We start from the raw sequence: 16,992 nt of genomic DNA on the forward strand, positions 1-16,992 counted from the left end.
ATGAAAAAAGACCCTGTCTATTCGACGCGGGTCTTTTTTCTTGCTTTAAATTCCCGGCAAAACGGGGTCAAGGCGCACGCTGCGCAATTCGGCTTGCGCGCTTCGCAGACCCGCCGTCCGTGCCAGATCAGCCAATGATGGGCGTCTGTCCACTTGGCCTTGGGTATCCGCTTGGTCAACTGCTTTTCGATCACGACCGGGTCATCGCTTTTCGCCAGCCCAATGCGGTTGGACACGCGGTGGACATGCGTATCGACCGCCATCGCCGGAACCCCAAACGCGTTGGACAACACGACGTTCGCCGTCTTGCGCCCGACGCCGGGCAGCTCGACGAGATCCTCCATCTTCGCCGGCACCTGCCCGCCGTGTTTGGCGAGCAGCAGGTGACAGGTGGCGAGGATGTTTTTGGCTTTGTTTTTGTACAGGCCGATCTCTTTGATCTCCTGCTCCAGCTCGGGCGGGGACAGCTTCAGAAACGACTCCGGGTCGGGATATTTCTGAAACAGCCCAGCCGTGATCTGATTGACTTTTTTGTCGGTCGACTGGGCGGAGAGGATCGTGGCGATCAAGAGCTCAAACGGATTGCGAAAATCCAGCTCGCAATGCGCGTCCGGGTACATCTCATACAAGGTGTCGAGAATTTTCGTCACCGGCACGCGCGGCAACGTCACATTCGTATCGGTCTTGCTGCTCATCGCGACGCCTCCCCGTACCAATAGCGCGGCGCCTTATCGGGCTCCCCCAACGCATTCAGTTCCTGCCCGAGCAGTTCACGCAAAAAAGGCAGCTCAAAACGGGTCGAACTTCCTTGCTTAAACTCTTCGTACACCGGCGAGAAATACAGATAATCAACGGCGCACACTTCATAGACCGCATCCGGATCGAGCGGCTGTCCGTCCAGTTCCGCCCTGATCTCATACGATTCATCTTCCTGCACGGTCACCTGCACCATCAGCCCCGACACTTGAATCCCGCCGACAAAATGGCCCCGGAAGCCGTAGCCTTTGCCCACGCGCTCCACATAAGCCGGGTCGAGCCCTTTATGCAACACCGAGAGAATCTGTGCGCCGGTCAGCTCGATCACCACCGGGATGCTGGGCCCCGGAAAGCAGGTCAGCATGTCGGCACGGGTGACCGGGCCCGCGATCAGGCCGTGCGAGATCAGCCCGGCGTTGATCATCGCGATCGGCGCTCCCGTCAGCCGGCGCATGCCGTCGGTCAACACGTTGGCGAGCGGCGAATCACCGGCCAGCGTATGCTCCAGCGGCTGCTGCAGCTCTGCGACCACCTGGGTCAGCTCTTCTGCCGCATGCTCCTGCCAATGTGCGAGCAGGTGCACCAGATCGGCATCTGGCGCTGTGCTCTCCTCACGGGCGACCGCGCCGCCTTCGTACGAGACGATCTTGCCTGCCGCCGCGTCCCATTCCACCGCCAGATGCCCGTAATGCGACCCGTAGCAGCCGGCCTGGCAGATGATCGTGTCCCCGACCCGCTCCGGCTCGCGGAGCACATGGTGCGTATGCCCGCCGAAGATGATATCGATCTCCGGGATCTCCGCTGCGATCTGGCGATCGCTGTTCAGTCCCAGATGCGACATCAGCACGATCAGGTCGACCTCCTGGCGTTTGATCTCCGGGATCAGGCGTGCAAACGTCTCGCGCGGATGCTCGGCGTGAACGCCAAACATTTTGTAAAAATCGGCAAAGGCCACCGTCAGGCCCAGCACCGCAATCCGCACGCCGTCGCGCTCGATGATCAGATACGGCTCAAATTCCGCATACGGCTCCCGCGTCTCCATGTCGAACAGATTGGCGACCAGCACCGGCACTTCCGCTTCGTTGACCAGATCCGGCCAGCTGTGCTTGGGCAGCGTCAAGCCTTCGTTGTTGCCAAACGTCCATGCGTCGTACTGCATCTGCTTGATCAAAGCGGCGTTGGTGCGCCCAAACGTGCCTTCCGTCTCCATCCGCTTGCGGTCGGCATGATCGCCGATCTCCAAGGTGAACACCGTCTCGCCTGCCGCGAGGGCAATTTCACGACGCCGGCGCAGCTGGGTCGCGATCTGCAGGTACTCTTCAAAATGGCTGTGCACATCATTCGTATGAAAAAAGTGGATCTTCATCGCTCCCACTCCCGTTTCCCCACTGTTTTTCCTTATTTTATCACAAAAAAAGACCACGCACCCGCGCGGCCTTTACTCATCCGACCCGTTGTCATTTTCATCCCAAGACAAGCGGTAGACCATCGTCGTATCGCCCTGTTCCTGCTCCTGACGGGTGGCCGGGCGCTGAAACTCGTCATCTTCGAGACCGGGCGCTACGGTCGGTTCCTGCTTGCGGTGATCGAGCTGTTTCTGCTCTCGCTTCTGTTGCTTCATCAATACTCACCTCCACAACGGTAGTATCTCTAAAAAATGTTGTTTTACCAACTGATATCAAGGGAAAGCTATATGTGTCCAATGTTCAAGGAGGTTAACTCGAGTCGTGCCCTACATAATCCTGTTTCTCGTCGCTTGGGCCGCTTTCTTCCTGTTTGCTGACCGGTCGCGATGGCGCCGCTTCTTGCCTGCCTGCACGCTGGCGATGGTGATGAGTCTGACCACCGACGTGTTGGTGACACACGTTCCGATCTGGCGCTACTATGACCTGTCGCACCAGCAGCTCGCGTTCTACTTAAAACTGCTCGACGATTTTGGCATCTATCCGGTGACCACCTATCTGTTTTTGCAACTCTTTCCGCACGCGTCCTCACGGTTTAAGCAGGTTCGCTATTTCTTCTATTGGACGACCTATGCGATCACGCTGGAACTGCTGTTTTCCAAGATGGGCTGGATGGTGTACAGTGCGCACTGGTCGCTCTCGTTCTCGTATCTCGCCGACTGGCTGATCTATTTTATCCTGCTGCGCTTTTTCCTGCTGTTCGAACAAAAGTCCGGGTCCCGCTCCATCCAAGGCCTGCAGCTTGATTTTCTGATCGAGCGAGGGGGCTTGGAAATCGTGATCTTGACCGCAGCGCCCGGCGCATTGGTGCCAAAGCACCGGCACGCAAGCGACGAGATGGTGGTGCTGCTCGGCGGCGCGCTGGAAATGCAGATCGCCGGAGAGGAGGCCTGTCAGATGGAGCTGCAAAAGCCGCTCTACATCCCGCAGGGTGTGCTGCACAGCTCCCGGTCGGTCGGGACAGAGCCTGCCGTTGTGCTGTGCGTCCTGATGCCGGCCAGTCTGCGTCGACGGCTTGGGCAATATTCGGATGATAAAATATTTGCCGGTGAGACCCTCGAACTTTAAGACAAAAAAGAAAAACTCCTCGCGTCCAGCAGGAGTTTTTCTGTCCCCCAACAACTTGTTCTCTGGGTAAGTATCTGAATTATCCGACAAAAGAAGAGATCATCGGTTCCGGCGGCTCGGTCTGCTCGACAACAGGCGCGCCCATCGGCTCCGGCGGTTCATTTTGTGCAATCTGCTGTGCCGGGAACATCGGTTCCGGCGGCTCCGTGTTCTCCGGATTATAAGTAAACTCAGCTTTGACAGCCGAGACTCCATGATTTCCCCCAAGTGTTGCGTCTGTTGCTCCCCCAGCCAAGAGTCCCCCACTCATGAGAAGAAGACTTGCGAATGTAATACCCATCCAAACTTTGATTTTCATAGGAACTTCCTCCTCTTAACCAATTAGTTGGACTGCATTCTGGCTGTACTGCTTTGCAAGCTCTTCGAGACCGACTCTTTCACAATCGTTGGCAATCTTTTGCAGCAGCGAGACCACTTTGTGCTGCGTGTCATCGCTGCCGGCCAGGAACGTGGCACGGGAAGCGCATACTTCCAGTTCATCGTAGCGACCAAGCGCAAACAGGATTTGCGCCCAGGCTTCCAGGCAGATCACCTCTTTGTCCTGCAGACGGTACTGATGGCAGATCGCGATGGCTTGGGTGATGTAGTTCATCGCCGCATACCAGTCGTTTTCCGAGATCAGGTATTTCGCGATCGAATGCAGCGTGGTCGCCTGGCCGGAGAAGTCGTGGATGCGCTTCTTCATCTCCAGCGACATCCGCCATGCGGCGATCGCTTCTTCCATACGGCCCAGATCCCGCATCAGTTCCGCGTAGTTGTGCCAAGTGCGCGCAAGGTGCAGGTAGTCCTTGTGCTTTTCAAAACCGCCTCTGGCCCGCGTCAGGTGTTCATACGCTTCGTCGAAACGCTTCTGTTCCTTATAGCAGATGCCAAGCAGCATCTCCATCAGCGCAACGTCATGCTCTTCGCCATACGCTGCAAACCACTGCAGTGCGCGGCCCGCATATTCCACGGCAGAGTCGTACTCTCCGAGATATTCGTAGACGAGGGCGATGTTTTGCCAGAGAATGGCGAGGTCACGACCAAGCTTTTGGGTGGAGTTCTGCCACTGTTTTTCCACCGAGAGCAGGAAGGAAAGCGCCTCATTGTACATCCCCACTTTAATGTACATCCGGCCCTTCATGCGCAGCGCGGTCAATACCAGTTCCGGCTCCGCTTCACCATCTGCTTGCGAGACCCAATGAAACCACGAAAGCGCCAGCCAATGTTGACGTAACTTTTCCAGAAGTTTGCCGATGCGAAGTGCCAAGGAATAATCAGCGTGAAGCCGTACGATCGATTCCCACGCGGTCAGTTGATCGCCGATCAGCTCCAAAACAGTATCAGAGTCATTCTCAACCAACAGCTCCAATTTGTTAAGCTCCTGCCCCAACTCTTGTGCGGTACGGACTGTAATCAAAGACTCCAACACTCTCAGCTCCCTCCCACTTCAACTTGATCTCGGCGTTTCGTTTCCTGATGTCTGTTCGCCTTTTGTTTGGTCTTGCGTGTTTAGAAATATAATATGTGTTCGTACCCACTTTATCAATAGATTCCTGACAACTTATTATAATATGACTAAACTTCTTATCATTCTCGTTTATTCGACAAAATGCACCAAGCTGAATTTTTTGACATTCGACAAAAAAATAGACGCTTGTATACGGTTACGGTAGACAAGCGTCAAATTCCTCTGTTAATTTGTGGAGAATGCCAAACGGTATAAAGGAAGCAAGGTTTCGAAAGTCGTTTTTGCCTGCTCCAGGAATGCTTCGGCGCTCATCTGCACCGCTGCTTCGCGCGGAATTTTGATGCCGATCATCACTTCGCCGTTTTTCTGCTTGGCGAGGCGCTGGGCGATGTTTTTAAAATCGGCCTGCTTCATCTCGCTTTGCACCATGCCGTTTGGATTCATGTGATCCGGATACCAGAGGTAATGCGACGGAATGGTGGCTTTGATGTCTTTGAGGTGTTTGATCATCTGCTTGGCGAACACGCCTTTCATCGGCGACTCGTAGATCAGTCCAAACTGAATGAAGGCGTGCGTTTCCCAAGCTCCGATCTGAAAATGCGGGTACATCTTGTAGCCGCGCTTGTTTTTGCTCCATGCGACCCAGGAGTCGTTGGGCGGATTGGTTTTGCGGCGGGCGTGTTTGGCGACGTGCGCGAACATCTCTTCCCCGGTCAGCTCGCTTAACAGCGGCACAAAGTCATCGCCCAGTTGGGTCAGCTTGACGCGCAGGTTGGCGATCAAAGCGGCCATGCGTTCTTCGAGTCCTTCTACATTGAATACGTCAAAATCTGCGTCGGTAAATCCGGTAAAGTTCAAATCAGTTTCGCTCCTCAATACCCTTTTTTCACGTCGATCATATTTTGCATCGTGCCGGCTGCCCCGGTGTAGATCGCCAGGTTGTGCAGGAAGATCCCCTGTGCGCGCTCCATGTATTTCGGTGAGCGCGAGGAGATGTGCGGGGTGAGCACCACATTGTCCAGCTCCCAGAACGGATGATCTTCCGGCAGCGGCTCCTGTTGAAACACATCAAGCCCGGCGCCGCGAATTTTCTTTTCCTGCAAGGCGGTCAGCAGCGCCGCTTCGTCGACCACTTGCCCGCGGGCGATGTTGATCAGCACCGCGCTGTCTTTCATCAGGCCAATTTCGCGCGCGCCGATCATGCCGTCCGTCTCTTCTGTTAACGGGACGATCACAACCACATAGTCGGAAGAGGTCAGCACTTCGTCGAGACCGCTGCGGTCGAAGATCTCGTCGAACTCCGGCAGGTCGCGCCGGGATGTGGCGACACCAAGCGTCCGCATGCCAAACAGCTTGGCGCGCTCGGCGATCTTGCTGCCGATCGCCCCTGCGCCGATCACGCCCAGCGTCTGGCCATCCAGTTCGTCGATGCGGATCGAGCGGTCCCAGTTCTGTGCGCGCTGGTTGTGGAACATCTCCACAAAGCGGCGGGAGAACATCAGGATCAGCCCGATCGTGTATTCGGACATCGGACCTGTGTGGATGCCCCGCGCATTGGTGACGAGGATGTTTTGGAGCTGAATCTGGGCAAACGGCATCAGCTCAAGGCCGGCCGACAGCACATGAATCCATTTCAGCGACGTGCAGCTTTGCACGATCGCTGGGGTCAAGTCTTCTCCGTATGTAATCAAAATCTCTGCCTCATGCAGTTGGTCTTTCGCTTCGGCAATGCTCGGGAAAACACGAACGTCCAGACCAGAGGCGATCTCTTTCATCTTTGCTACATGCCGGTCGCTGACCGGGCAGGTGGTGATCAGTACCATGGTCTCAGCCCCTTCGCTGTCTCTTCTACCATTATGGAAAAAGTCGAGCCGGTGCGCAAGCGTCGTTCGATGATGTAAAATAGAGGAAGCACCAATTGGAAGAAAGAGGTGGGAGCATGAAAGTGTTTCTGACCGGCGCAAGCGGGTTTGTCGGGTCTGAGATCGGAAAACGGCTGGTCGAGGCGGGCCATGAGGTGCGCGCCTTGGTGCACAAGAGCACCAGCCTGCCCCATGGCATGCAAGCCGTGCAAGGAGATATTCTGCACCGGGACAGCCTGGTGACGGCCATGCAAGGCTGTGATGCGGTCGTGCATCTGGTGGGGATCATTCGCGAGGCGCCGCAAAAAGGCGTGACGTTTCAGCGGATGCATGTGGAAGGAACGCAGAATGTGGTCGATGCGGCGGTCGAGGTTGGGGCGCGGCGCTTTCTGCAGATGAGCGCGCTAGGAGCGCGGGCGGGCGCTTCCTCCCCGTACCACAAAACAAAATGGGCGGCAGAAGAATATGTGCGGGAGAGCGGTCTGGACTGGACGGTATTTCGCCCGTCGGTGATCTACGGGCCGGGCGACGGCTTTGTGACCCTGCTCGCGGACGTGCTGAAAAAAGCGCCCGTTTTTCCGATCTTCGGACACGGACGCTTCCCCCTGTCGCCGGTGGCGCGCCATGATGTGGCGGAAGGATTTGTGCGGGCGCTGGCCCGTCCGGAGACGGCAGGCCGGGCCTACGATGTTGGCGGACCGGACAAAATCCCGTACCGCGACGTGATCCAAGGCATCGGCCGCACGCTCGGCAAGAAGCGGGTGCTCACGTTCTCCGTGCCGGTTGCGCTCGTGCGGCCGGTCGTAACGCTGATGGAAGGGTTCTCGTTTTTTCCGATCACTTCGTCGATGCTGACGATGCTGCTCGAAGGCAATGCCTGCGACCCCCACTCCTTCGCAGGTGACTTCGACCTCGCTCTGACCCGTTTCCCAGACGGGATCGGCTACATCAGAGGCTGATCAGCGCCGCCAGTTCCCGGTAGATCTCAAGGATCTCTTCGTATTTCATCCGCACCAGACCGCTGGACGACGGCGCGACAAAATCGATGACCCCTGCCACCGCAGGCTCCGGCTGAACACCCCACGGGATGCTGCGGTGGCCGTTGTACTCTTCATAGACGCCTTTGCCAACAAAGCAGGCGACGAGCGGCTTGTACTCTTCGATCAGTTGGCGCAGTCGAACGCGGCCTTCCGCATATTCGGCGCGGGTGATCTCGTCGGCGCGGCGGGTCGGGCGGGAGACGATGTTCGTGAAGCCGTAGCCGATCTCCAGCAGATCGCGGTCTTCCGCAGGCTTGATCTGCCGCGGGGTCAGGCCGGCATCGTGCAGCAGGCGCCAGAAGCGGTTGCCCCGTCCGGCATAGTTATGTCCGATCTCGCCCGAGGTGAGCGATGGATTATATCCGATAAATAAAATGCGCAGCCCTGTGGTGATCGAGTCAGGGATGCCCTGGTGATTCGTGTGGTCTGTCATACATGTACCTCCCTAATTTACACATACTAGGTTCATCTGCCAGCCATGAAGGAGGATCTTTTCGGATGAACCGTGCGGAAACAGTGTTTCAAAACCCGGCTTTTGATGAAGGCGGCGTCGGCAAAGTGAACAACTTCACCGGTGCTGCCCTGACCACCAACACCTATTATTTCAAACCGGGGCAAACCCTTGACTATCAAAATCGCCTCGTCAGCGACCAAGTCTATGTTGTGCTGTCCGGAGAAGGACAGTGCACGCTGGACAACGGACAGCAGGAAACAATCAACATCGCGACCGGTTCGGTTGTTTACGTGCCAACCGGCGTGCAATTTAAGATGACGAACTCGGGCAGTGAACAGTTGATCTGCACCGAAGTATGCCATCCGAACCATCAGCACTAAATTATTCTACATGTAAAGTACAATACGAAAACCCGACATTCCTTTGTGGAAGTCGGGTTTTCCGCTTTTTTTTGTAATTCCCATTTAATTACTGGAATTTGAATCGCCTAATAGCTGGCCTGTGCATTCGTCAGATACTTCGCGAGCAAGTTCGGCAGTTCAAGGGTCAGCTTCGAATTCGCGACCACTTCATCACACCCTGCCTCCTCCGCCGCCCGGCGCGCATCGACGTTTACGTGGGGGCCATAGGCGAGGACAGGAACACCTGTCTCTTTTGCTTTGGCCACCGTCTCCTGCCAACCGCCCGATACGGCAGTCAAATCGAGAATCACAAGCGATGGATGAATCTCCAGTTTCTCAATGATCTCCTCGTTTGAAGATACCAAAATCACATGACCGCCAAGTTGGCTCGCCACCTCACCGATCCGAACGGAAAACATCAGATTGTTGACCCAAGCCAAAACCGTCTTTACAGCTGCTTCCATGTACACTCTCCTTTCTCCCCAACATAAGGAACGTTCTCTTTAGGTACGTATTATATAGCCTATCGAATTTTGGCGTTCCCCGCAAGTGCCGCAGTCTTTCTTTTTATTCATTAAGCGAATTTATAAGGCGCATTCTTCGATTTCAAAGCCGAGATCCGCAATCATCTTCCAGTCGGATGTCGGCTCCTGTCCTTGCGTGGTCAGGTAGTCGCCGACGAAAATCGAGTTGGCCGCGTAAAGGCCCAGCGCCTGCAGCGAACGGAGGTTGATCTCGCGGCCGCCGGACAGCCTGATTTCTTTGGCCGGATTGATGAAGCGGAACATCGCCACCGTCTTCAGGCAGTGGCGCGGGTTGAGTTGTTGCATCCCTTGCAGCGGCGTGCCGTCGATGGCGTTCAGGAAGTTAATCGGGATCGAATCGGCGTCCAGCTCGCGCAGGGAGTAGGCGATCGAGACCAGTTCCTGATGAGATTCGCCCATCCCGATGATCGCGCCCGAGCACGGAGACATGCCCGACGCTTTCGCTTTTTGCACGGTGTCCATACGATCATCATACGTGTGCGTGGAGCAAATCTTGTCATAGTTTTCTTTGGACGTGTTCAGGTTGTGGTTGTAGCGGTGCACGCCAGACGCGGCGAGTTGTTGCGCATGCTGATCGGTGAGGAAACCGAGGCAGGCGCAAATTTTTAAGGACGTGTTCTCGCGGATCTCTTTCACCGCTTCCACAACGCCGTCCAGTTCCGTGTCGCTTGGTCGGCGGCCGGACATGACGATGCAGTAGGTGCCCGCCTTGCGGTTGATCGCCTCTTGCGCGCCGGCGAGGATCGATTCTTTGTTCAACAAAGTGTATTTTTCCACAGGCGCATCGGAGACGATCGACTGAGAGCAGTAGCCGCAGTCTTCCGGGCAGAGGCCCGATTTGGCGTTGATGATCATGTTCAGCTTTACTTTGTTGCCGTAATAATGCTTGCGGATCTGGTAGGCCGCGTGCATGATGTCGAGCAAGTCTTCATCGGGCGCTTCAAGGATCGCCAGCGCTTCTTCCCGGGTCGGAATATCGCCTTGCAGCACTTTCGCGGCGAGTTCGCGGTAGTTGACGGTGAGTTGCGTTTTCATGAAGTGTACCTCCTAAAGGGTTATGTAGTTGGCGAGCGGGTCGGTCGCCGCACGCACTTGCTCCAGAGTTGGCGCATCGCCAAGCCACGGGACGCTGCCGAGGACGGGGACGCCCGCGTACTCTTCGATATAGGCCGGGTTGTGCGCTTCGGCGAGGTCATGCCCGTGTCGTCCCGCCCCAGAAAGGATCACTCCGGCGACGTGCAGGCCGAGGCTTTGGGCGTAGGAGACGGTGAGCACAGTGTGGTTGACGGTGCCCAGCCCGGCACGGGCGATGATCAAGAGCGGCAGTCCGAGTTCGGCTGCCAGCTCCGCGACCGTCGTGTCGGCGGTGAGCGGGACGGCCAGACCGCCCGCCCCTTCGCAGAGCAGATGCTGATGTGTTTTCCTTGCCGCCGCATAATGAGCCAGCAAGTCGCGGCGGTTCAGGAACGCGCCGGCCCGCTCGGCGGCGAGGCGCGGGGCAAGCGGCTCAAAAAAGGCGTGACAGCAGATCTGTTCCACCGGGTCGGGCAGGTCTCCGAGCGCTTTCAAACGCCAGGCATCGCCTGTCGGATCGTGCAGCAGTTCGCCGGACTGCAGGGGCTTCCAGCAGCCGACATCGTATCTGCGCTGACGGAGCGCATAGGCGAGCCCGCCTGTGATCAGCGTTTTGCCGACCCCGGTGTCTGTTGCCGTGATAAACCAAGACATAGCTGCAACTCCCTTCTCTTACTGCTCAAGTGATGCTCGCGCCGCTTGAAAAGCAGTCAGGATGGCGGCGCAGTCCGCTTCCGTATGCAAGGCGGTCAAGGTCAGGCGGATGCGCGAAGTGCCCGGCGGCACGGTCGGCGGACGGATCGCCGGGGCGAAGATGCCTGCCGCTTCCAGTAACTCTGCGAACTGCACCGCTTCCTCCGCTGCACCGATCACGACGCCAAGGATCGGCGTTTCACTCGGCAAGACGCAGAACCCCGCTTCGGCCAGCTTCTCTCTTAGGTGGTCGGCGAGTTGCCGGACGTGCTGTCGGCGCTGCGGTTCCGCGTGCACCAGTTCTAACGCTTTACGTGCCGCTCCGACCACCGCCGGGCTCTGCGCGGTGGAGAAGATGAACGGACGCGCCCGGTTGATCAAAAAGTCGATCAGGCTGCGGCTGCCCGCGATGTAGCCGCCTTCCGCCCCTAGCGCTTTGGACAAAGTGCCCATCTGCACCGCGACCCGGCCCTGCAGGCCGAAATGGTCGACCGTGCCTGCGCCGTTTGCGCCCAGCACCCCGGTGGCGTGCGCGTCATCGACCAGCACGTCCGCTCCATACGCATCAGCAAGCCCGCAGATGCCGGGCAATGGAACGATGTCGCCGTCCATCGAGAACACGCCATCGGTGGCGATCAGGATGCGGCGATACTTGCCTTGCGCCCCGGCCAGCTTTTGTGCCAAATCGGCGAGATCACAGTGCGCATAGACTTGCACTTCTGCGCGGGACAAGCGTGCGCCGTCGATCAGCGAGGCGTGGTTGAGTCTGTCGCTCAAGATCAGATCGCCCGTGCCGGTCAGCGCGGACAAAGCAGCGAGGTTGGCCATGTAGCCGGTGTTGAACAGGAGAGCCGCCTCGGTGTCTTTGAACGCGGCGAGCTCCCTCTCCAGCTTTTCGTGCAGCTGCGTATTGCCTGTCGTCAGCCGGGAACCGGAGCTGCCCGTGCCAAACTCCGCGACCGCTTCTTGCGCAGCCCGCGTAAGGCGCGGGTCGTCGGCAAGCCCGAGGTAGTTGTTCGAAGCGCACATCAGCAACGGCCGCCCCTCGACCGTCACCATGCGGGACGAAGCGCTGTCCATGCGGCGCAGACGGCGGTGCAGGCCCTGCGCACGAAGCTCTTGCAGCTCTTGGTTAAAGTCCATGCGGCAGGAACTCCGCACGCACTTGCACGCCTTCTTCCGTCACGTCGATGATCGCCTGGATCAAGATATCGGTCATCTCGTCGAGCTCGGTGATCGTTGAACCCAGCGGTGGCATAAACACGACAACATTGCCAAGCGGGCGCAGGATCATGCCGAGCTCGCAGGCGCGGCGGGAGACGACCAGGCCGATTTTTTCCGACCAGTCGTATTCCGTTTTGGAAGCTTTGTCTTTGACCAGCTCGATGCCGGCCATCAGCCCGCGCTGGCGGATGTCACCGACATATTTGCGCTCGCCAAGCATCGCGAGGCGGGCGGCGAGATGTTCGGATTTGCGGGCGACGTCGGTCACCAGATCGCGCTCGCGGAACAGTTCGAGGTTGGCCAGCGCCACCGCGCAGCCGAGCTGATTACCGGTGTAGGAATGTCCTTGGAAAAACGTTTTCTTCTCCTCATAGCCGCCGAGGAATGCGTCGTAAATCTCATCGGTGGCCAGCGTCGCCGCGACCGGCAGATAACCGCCGGTCAGCCCTTTGGCGACACACATCAGGTCGGGCGTGACCCCGTCGTGCTCGCAGGCGAACATCTTGCCGGTGCGGCCAAATCCGGTCGCCACTTCGTCACAGATCATCAGCACATCGTAGGTGGTGCACAACTCGCGCAGCCGCTTCAGGAAGCCCTCCGGCATGGTGATGATCCCGCTCGCTCCCTGCACGATCGGCTCGATGATGAAGGCGGCGATCTCCTGCCCTTTTTCTTGGAGCAGGCTTTCCACCTGCTGGAGGCAGGCAAAGGCGCAGTCCGATAAATCCTTCCCGAGCGGGCAGCGGTAACAGTACGGGTAGTCCACGCGGTACGATTGAAACAGCAGGCTGGAATACGCTTTGTGGTAGATGTCGATCGCACCGACCGACACCGCGCCGATCGTGTCTCCGTGGTAAGCGTTGTTCATCGTGACAAACGAGCGCTTCTCCGGCTGGCCATTGTGCTGCCAGTATTGAAACGCCATCTTGATCGCGATCTCCACCGACGTCGCGCCGGAGTCGGAGTAGAAGACTTTGGCCAGGCCGGGCGGCGCGATCTGCACCAGCTGCTCGGCCAGTTCGATCGCCGGGACGTTCGCCATGCCAAGCAGCGTGGAGTGGGCGATCTTGCCGAGCTGTGCGGTGATCGCTTCGTTTAGCTCCGGCACGTTGTGCCCGTGGACGTTGAGCCAGACGGACGAAACGCCGTCATAATACTCGCGCCCGGTCACGTCACGCAGTTTGACGCCTTGGGCCGATTCGATGATCAACGGCTGGTCTGCGTTGTAGCCTTGCATTTGCGTAAACGGGTTCCAGAGGTATTTCTTGCTTTTCTCGCTAAGTGTTTGATAGGTGTCGTTCACGCCTGCTCTCCCCTTTGTTCTGTTTGCTCTACGATCAGCACAGGCGCTTGCAGCGCCGCTTCATATTCCTGAACATTCCGAATCCCGCGCACGAAAAACACCCGTCCGCCCAGCGGGCTGCCCGGTTCTTTCAGCTGTGGAATCCGCACATAGCCGATGCTCTTTGCCGCGACATATCCGCCGACATAGCCGGGATCGTCCGACCAGCAGAGCTCGGCGACGGTGTCTGCCGCAGCTGTCACTTTCGTCGCCAGCGCCAGCGCTTCGGCGACCCGCTCGTGGGCGGTGCCAAGCCGCGACATACGCTGCTTCCAGCCTGCCAGCGCCCGTGGTTCCCAGTCGAGCTGCGTCACCCGCACGCCCCGCGCCGGGTCGCTCTCCAGCCGCGCTCCGGTGTCGGCGTCCATCACGATCGCCCCGCGCATCACGCCACCGTGGGGAGCCGGACCTTGGACGAGCAGCGCTACCGCTTTTTGCGCAGCCGAAAGAGCCACTCCGGCCTGCAAGAGCTCTTCGACCGCTGCGGCGTGTCCTTCGCAAACGCTTTGCACTTCGCGCTGGGTGACCGGGAGCGCCGGCAGTTGGGTGACGTCTGCCGAGGCGACTTTTTCCACCGTCAGATTTACAAAATCGGGCTGGCCCAGCTCATGCGTCAGCGCCCGCCGGAGCAGCTTTTGCACGGTCGCTTCCAGCTCCTCCGCCCCGACCAGACGCTCGCCGCCGGAGATATGCTGTCCGCCCGCTTCGTGCGCTCCGCCTGCCGCAGCCCGCATCCGCACGCTATAATAGTCCATCGGGAGGTCCTCCCTTCGTCCATTGTCAACCAAGTATGTATATCAAGTTAACATTACGGAAAAATTGTACCATCCTCTACCAGATGCGGCAAGAACCAGTTGCATGACAAAAAAAAAGACAACTTCGCCAACCTGCGAAATTGTCTGCTATGCGATACCGCCTTTAGTAATCTTCTTCTTCTTCTTCCTCTTTGTCGGTGTTTGACTTCGAATGCGTCGTTCTTTCAAACAGGCGCGGGAACAGGTGGTGCGCATCGAGAATCACAAACGCCAGCACCGCCGACAGCAAGCCGCTCAGGTACATCCCGGCCCCGATCATCAGCCCGATCGCCGCCGCGACCCATAGCCCGGCAGCGGTGGTCAAGCCGCGAACGAAACCCCGGCCGTCCTTGATGATCGTGCCGGCCCCGAGGAAGCCGACGCCTGCGACGACCTGTGCCGCGACGCGTCCCGGGTCATACGTGGCGCCCGTGGTCGGGAAGCCGTATTCGGAAGCCAGGGCAAACATGCACGACCCGAGGCAGACCAGCGAATAGGTGCGGAATCCGGCTCCGGTGTGGAACTTCCCTGTCTTTAAATTCTTTTCGCGCTCCAGTCCCATGATCGCCCCGGCGATAAAAGCAATCAGGAGGCGAATCGCGACAACATCAATATTTGCAAGTTCAGCGACAAGATCATTCCAAATCCCAGACACGTGCGAAACCCCTCTTCAGTGCAATTTCAAACGGATGAATGTGAGTATGATGATACATCATACCACAAAATATGTCCTCATGGTTGTACTAATCGTCAGAAAACTCCATCTAATAGGTAATCTCCGGGAGATAGTCGCTAGTTGAAAGCAAGTGCCAAATCATCAGGCAAAAGGTACGAACATCCAACAAACAAGGAGGTTTTCATCATGGATTGGGTACAACTGGTCAGCAACTACGGGTTCCCCATCGTCGTCAGCCTTTTCCTCCTCACCAAGACGCAACAGAAGTTGGAAGAAGTCTCGACCTTGCTCGCCCGCATTGACGAAGCGCTCGACAATCGCTAAGGCTTACCCTGCCATCGTGTTCAGCTCCCAGAGAGAATGAAAAAGGTCGCCATCCTTACTCCCCCAAGGATCAGCGGCCTCCTTTTTTGCGAGTTTCCGGAAACAAAAAAATCGACATACCCCCACGATATGCCGATCGAATCTCCCCTATGAATTTTTCTCAAGTTCTTTCTCGACGAGGTCCATAAATCCATACGGCAGCTCCTCTCGGTACGCGCGTACGAGCGTGATCAGGCGCAGCGTAAGTTCTTGTTCAAGGTCTTTGGCATCTGCTGGCGGCGCCTGGCGAACGTACTTTTGTATCAAGGGCCGAAATCGTTGTATCACCTCGGCCAAAGCGTCCCCATCGCCTGCTTTCGCCCGCAAGATGAGGGAGCGCAACGTTGCTTGTGCCATGCTGCTCACCTCGTTTCCAAAAGGCGTTTGATCTGCCCAAGCGCCTTTCGTTTGCATTTGTTGACCGCCTGCTGGGAGATCTCTAAAATCTCCGCTGCTTCCTGCTCGGTCAGGCATTCGACGAACAAGAGCTGCAAGATCAGCTGCTGTTTGGGCGAGAGCGACTGCAGGGCCTGGTGCAACCCTTCATGCGGCGTGATGTCTTCAAGCGCATCGGTGCGTGCGATCACCTTTTCCTCAACCGACTCGGCCGGGTCCTCGATCAGATCGAGCGCCTCAAGGCCTGTCCCTTCCTCATCGCCAACCGTCTGGTTCAGCCAGAGCGGCTCCTGCTGCTGCTTGGCGCGCGTCTTGCGCAGGAGATGCTGTGCTTCATAATGAATGTGCTTGCGGATAAAACCCAGGAAGCGCATCTCGAAGTAGTGCTCTGCAAACCGGCGCTCCAACTCTTCGCGTGCTCCAACACAGTACAGGCGCTGGTTCTCCGGCTCCTCCAAAAAGCACTTCAGCAACGGGTTGCTGACCAAAGACTCGACGGGCAACTGTGCATGCTGAGCCATCCGGACTCCCTCCTTTTCTCTCCGATAAGAGATTACCCAGTATATGTTATTTCCCAGTTACAAAAACAACCCTTCCCCCTAACATCGCGAAAGTTTTCCAAATTGCGAAACTATTATCGAAATGCCGAAAGAAGAATCATTTAATTCTTCTTATGCACTAATATATTCGCTTATACTATTTATTTTTCCTGCCAGCTGAAAATTTTTCGAACCTCAGTTCGATTTTCAACCAAACAAAACCCCTTCCATCCCGGAAGGGGTTTTTCTTCTGCCTACAACTCCGCCCGAATATATGAAAAACGGGTCGAGTGCTCAAACTCATCGGTGAGCAGTTGGATCATCACATCGCGCACCCACGTGAGGCTGGTCATCAAGTACATGTCGCGGTAGAGTTCCACCGCTTCCAGCTCATCTTCAAATGCGGAGCGGAGCGCCGTCTGGAAATCGGGGATCTCCTTGCGGGGCGGGTTGGCCACTTGCGGGTGCTGGCCGGTCAGGTTGTGATAGAGCTGGTTGAGCAGGCGCTCGTGTTTCACCTCGTCGTCGTAGGCATGGCGGATCTGCCGCTTTTGAAACGGGGTCTCCGCGCGGACCTCCAAGTCGCGGTACAACAGCTGTGCCGCGCGCTCGTTGTAGATCGCCTGCAGCACCAACTGCAAAAAGTGGGTCTGGTCGGTAAACGGGGCCGAAGACACGTCTTCCGGACGCCCCATGAAACGGGCATATTCAGCAGGCCAATAAGCGCCGTAATACATTGGCAGAGTCCTCCTCGCTGCAAGTCGTTCTCTGCCCAAGATATTCGCCTGCCTG

General features: G+C 57.3%; 22 protein-coding genes. 4 read left to right on the forward strand and 18 right to left on the reverse strand.

The window, feature by feature from the left end:
* Nucleotides 1-17: 17 nt before the first annotated feature.
* The 3 genes from nth to CBW65_RS00970 form a co-directional block, all read right to left on the reverse strand.
* Entirely contained in the window at nt 18-695 is a 678-nt protein-coding gene (gene nth, locus CBW65_RS00960; protein WP_087455164.1) for an endonuclease III, read from the reverse strand.
* The gene (locus CBW65_RS00965; protein WP_087455165.1) at nt 692-2,122 is read right to left on the reverse strand and encodes a bifunctional metallophosphatase/5'-nucleotidase; all 1,431 of its coding nucleotides are present in this window, start codon (nt 2,120-2,122) and stop codon (nt 692-694) included. The genes nth and CBW65_RS00965 overlap by 4 nt, the downstream gene beginning before the upstream one ends.
* Nucleotides 2,123-2,194: 72 nt before the next feature.
* Nucleotides 2,195-2,377, reverse strand: coding sequence for a hypothetical protein (locus CBW65_RS00970; protein ID WP_087455166.1), 183 nt, complete (start codon nt 2,375-2,377; stop codon nt 2,195-2,197).
* Between the two features lie 106 nt (nt 2,378-2,483).
* Between CBW65_RS00970 and CBW65_RS00975 the strand changes: the two genes are divergently transcribed.
* Complete coding sequence (locus tag CBW65_RS00975) at nt 2,484-3,287, forward strand: CBO0543 family protein (RefSeq protein WP_087455167.1); 804 nt, start codon at nt 2,484-2,486, stop codon at nt 3,285-3,287.
* 79 nt (nt 3,288-3,366) lie between these two features.
* Here CBW65_RS00975 and CBW65_RS00980 read toward each other — a convergent pair whose 3' ends face one another.
* From CBW65_RS00980 to CBW65_RS00995, 4 genes are all read right to left on the reverse strand, one after another.
* The gene (locus tag CBW65_RS00980; protein WP_087455168.1) at nt 3,367-3,645 is read right to left on the reverse strand and encodes a hypothetical protein; all 279 of its coding nucleotides are present in this window, start codon (nt 3,643-3,645) and stop codon (nt 3,367-3,369) included.
* 15 nt (nt 3,646-3,660) lie between these two features.
* Nucleotides 3,661-4,758 (reverse strand): tetratricopeptide repeat protein, encoded by a 1,098-nt coding sequence (locus CBW65_RS00985; protein WP_087455169.1) that lies wholly within the window; start codon nt 4,756-4,758, stop codon nt 3,661-3,663.
* 264 nt (nt 4,759-5,022) lie between these two features.
* Nucleotides 5,023-5,655, reverse strand: a complete 633-nt coding sequence (locus CBW65_RS00990) for a YktB family protein (RefSeq protein WP_087455170.1) — start codon at nt 5,653-5,655, stop codon at nt 5,023-5,025.
* Nucleotides 5,656-5,669: 14 nt separating this feature from the next.
* Entirely contained in the window at nt 5,670-6,620 is a 951-nt protein-coding gene (locus CBW65_RS00995; protein ID WP_087455171.1) for a D-2-hydroxyacid dehydrogenase, read from the reverse strand.
* A 116-nt stretch (nt 6,621-6,736) separates the two neighbouring features.
* On the opposite strand from CBW65_RS00995, the gene CBW65_RS01000 reads away from it, so the two are divergent.
* Nucleotides 6,737-7,618, forward strand: a complete 882-nt coding sequence (locus tag CBW65_RS01000; protein ID WP_087455172.1) for a complex I NDUFA9 subunit family protein — start codon at nt 6,737-6,739, stop codon at nt 7,616-7,618.
* Here the strand turns inward: CBW65_RS01000 and CBW65_RS01005 are convergent.
* Nucleotides 7,608-8,132 carry a mismatch-specific DNA-glycosylase gene (locus CBW65_RS01005; protein ID WP_087455173.1) on the reverse strand — a complete coding sequence of 175 codons (525 nt, stop codon included), beginning with the start codon at nt 8,130-8,132 and terminating at the stop codon, nt 7,608-7,610. The two genes, CBW65_RS01000 and CBW65_RS01005, sit on opposite strands and share 11 nt — an antisense overlap.
* 65 nt (nt 8,133-8,197) lie before the next feature.
* Here CBW65_RS01005 and CBW65_RS01010 point away from each other — a divergent pair, with 65 nt between their 5' ends.
* Complete coding sequence (locus CBW65_RS01010; protein ID WP_157721691.1) at nt 8,198-8,533, forward strand: cupin domain-containing protein; 336 nt, start codon at nt 8,198-8,200, stop codon at nt 8,531-8,533.
* 107 nt (nt 8,534-8,640) lie between these two features.
* Here CBW65_RS01010 and CBW65_RS01015 read toward each other — a convergent pair whose 3' ends face one another.
* From CBW65_RS01015 to CBW65_RS01045, 7 genes are all read right to left on the reverse strand, one after another.
* On the reverse strand, nt 8,641-9,018 hold the full coding sequence (locus CBW65_RS01015; protein WP_087455175.1) for a hypothetical protein: 378 nt from the start codon (nt 9,016-9,018) through the stop codon (nt 8,641-8,643).
* A 120-nt stretch (nt 9,019-9,138) separates the two neighbouring features.
* On the reverse strand, nt 9,139-10,134 hold the full coding sequence (bioB, locus tag CBW65_RS01020) for a biotin synthase BioB (RefSeq protein WP_087455176.1): 996 nt from the start codon (nt 10,132-10,134) through the stop codon (nt 9,139-9,141).
* A gap of 12 nt (nt 10,135-10,146) precedes the next feature.
* On the reverse strand, nt 10,147-10,827 hold the full coding sequence (gene bioD, locus CBW65_RS01025; protein WP_087455177.1) for a dethiobiotin synthase: 681 nt from the start codon (nt 10,825-10,827) through the stop codon (nt 10,147-10,149).
* An 18-nt stretch (nt 10,828-10,845) separates the two neighbouring features.
* Complete coding sequence (gene bioF / locus CBW65_RS01030) at nt 10,846-12,009, reverse strand: 8-amino-7-oxononanoate synthase (RefSeq protein WP_087455178.1); 1,164 nt, start codon at nt 12,007-12,009, stop codon at nt 10,846-10,848.
* A complete protein-coding gene (bioA, locus tag CBW65_RS01035) occupies nt 11,999-13,393 on the reverse strand; it encodes an adenosylmethionine--8-amino-7-oxononanoate transaminase (RefSeq protein WP_087455179.1) in 1,395 nt (464 codons plus the stop codon). Before bioA ends, bioF begins: the two co-directional genes overlap by 11 nt.
* Nucleotides 13,390-14,187, reverse strand: a complete 798-nt coding sequence (locus CBW65_RS01040; RefSeq protein WP_087455180.1) for a 6-carboxyhexanoate--CoA ligase — start codon at nt 14,185-14,187, stop codon at nt 13,390-13,392. Before CBW65_RS01040 ends, bioA begins: the two co-directional genes overlap by 4 nt.
* 163 nt (nt 14,188-14,350) lie before the next feature.
* Nucleotides 14,351-14,881 carry an MgtC/SapB family protein gene (locus CBW65_RS01045; protein WP_232463414.1) on the reverse strand — a complete coding sequence of 177 codons (531 nt, stop codon included), beginning with the start codon at nt 14,879-14,881 and terminating at the stop codon, nt 14,351-14,353.
* 207 nt (nt 14,882-15,088) lie between these two features.
* On the opposite strand from CBW65_RS01045, the gene CBW65_RS01050 reads away from it, so the two are divergent.
* Nucleotides 15,089-15,226 carry a YvrJ family protein gene (locus tag CBW65_RS01050; protein ID WP_087455181.1) on the forward strand — a complete coding sequence of 46 codons (138 nt, stop codon included), beginning with the start codon at nt 15,089-15,091 and terminating at the stop codon, nt 15,224-15,226.
* A 147-nt stretch (nt 15,227-15,373) separates the two neighbouring features.
* Here the strand turns inward: CBW65_RS01050 and CBW65_RS01055 are convergent, their stop codons facing one another.
* The 3 genes from CBW65_RS01055 to CBW65_RS01065 all read right to left on the reverse strand — a co-directional run bounded on the left by CBW65_RS01055 (nt 15,374) and on the right by CBW65_RS01065 (nt 16,937).
* Nucleotides 15,374-15,622, reverse strand: coding sequence for a helix-turn-helix domain-containing protein (locus CBW65_RS01055; RefSeq protein WP_157721692.1), 249 nt, complete (start codon nt 15,620-15,622; stop codon nt 15,374-15,376).
* 5 nt (nt 15,623-15,627) lie between these two features.
* Nucleotides 15,628-16,182, reverse strand: coding sequence for an RNA polymerase sigma factor (locus CBW65_RS01060; protein WP_087455183.1), 555 nt, complete (start codon nt 16,180-16,182; stop codon nt 15,628-15,630).
* Between the two features lie 272 nt (nt 16,183-16,454).
* A complete protein-coding gene (locus CBW65_RS01065; protein ID WP_087455184.1) occupies nt 16,455-16,937 on the reverse strand; it encodes a ferritin family protein in 483 nt (160 codons plus the stop codon).
* Nucleotides 16,938-16,992: the final 55 nt, after the last annotated feature.

The organism is Tumebacillus avium, from assembly GCF_002162355.1.
GTDB lineage: Bacteria > Bacillota > Bacilli > Tumebacillales > Tumebacillaceae > Tumebacillus_A > Tumebacillus_A avium.